The organism is Acinetobacter sp. V116_7 (genome assembly GCF_056735735.1).
In genome coordinates this window covers 1-937 of sequence record NZ_JBWZIF010000008.1, presented here as the reverse complement: position 1 = coordinate 937, position 937 = coordinate 1, and the positions used below count along the sequence as shown (strand labels likewise).

General features: G+C 52.8%; 1 protein-coding gene. It reads left to right on the top strand.

Going from position 1 to position 937, the window contains the following annotated elements; all coding sequences use genetic code 11:
• The coding region (locus AC1PJP_RS00685; protein ID WP_479766361.1) for an Ig-like domain-containing protein at positions 1 to 937 on the top strand (937 nt) is incomplete at both ends.

Genomic DNA, 937 nt, shown 5'->3' with positions numbered 1-937 from the left:
ACTATCCAGCGACCAACAATGGTGACGGTACCTGGACCCTTGCAGACAATACACTGCCTGTATTAACAGACGGTCCACACACGATTACCGTGACTGCAACAGATGCAGCAGGCAATGTGGGTAGTGATACAGCTGTCGTGACAGTGGATACCACTGCACCAAATGCACCGGTACTTGATCCAATCAATGCGACTGATCCAGTAACAGGTACAGCAGAACCGGGTTCAACTGTGACTGTAAGCTTCCCTGACGGTACGACAGCAACTGTGGTTGCAGGTACAGACGGCAGCTGGTCAGTACCAAACCCAGGTGACTTGACGGATGGTCAAACGGTGACAGCAACAGCAACTGACCCTGCAGGCAATACTTCATTGCCAGGTTCAGGCGTGGTGTCTGCGGACATTACTGCACCTGTGGTTGCGCTCGATGATGTGTTGACCAATGACAGCACACCAGCACTCACTGGTACAGTGAATGATCCGACTGCGACTGTGGTGGTGACTGTAGATGGTGTGAACTATCCAGCGACCAACAATGGTGACGGTACCTGGACCCTTGCAGACAATACACTGCCTGTATTAACAGACGGTCCACACACGATTACCGTGACTGCAACAGATGCAGCAGGCAATGTGGGTAGTGATACGGCTGTGGTGACAGTGGATACCACTGCACCAAATGCACCGGTCCTTGATCCAATCAATGCCACTGATCCAGTGACCGGTACAGCAGAACCGGGTTCAACCGTGACTGTAAGCTTCCCTGACGGTACGACAGCAACTGTGGTTGCAGGTACAGACGGCAGCTGGTCAGTACCAAACCCAGGTGACTTGACGGATGGTCAAACAGTGACAGCAACAGCAACTGACCCTGCAGGCAATACTTCATTGCCAGGTTCAGGCGTGGTGTCTGCGGACATTACTGCACCTGTGGTTGC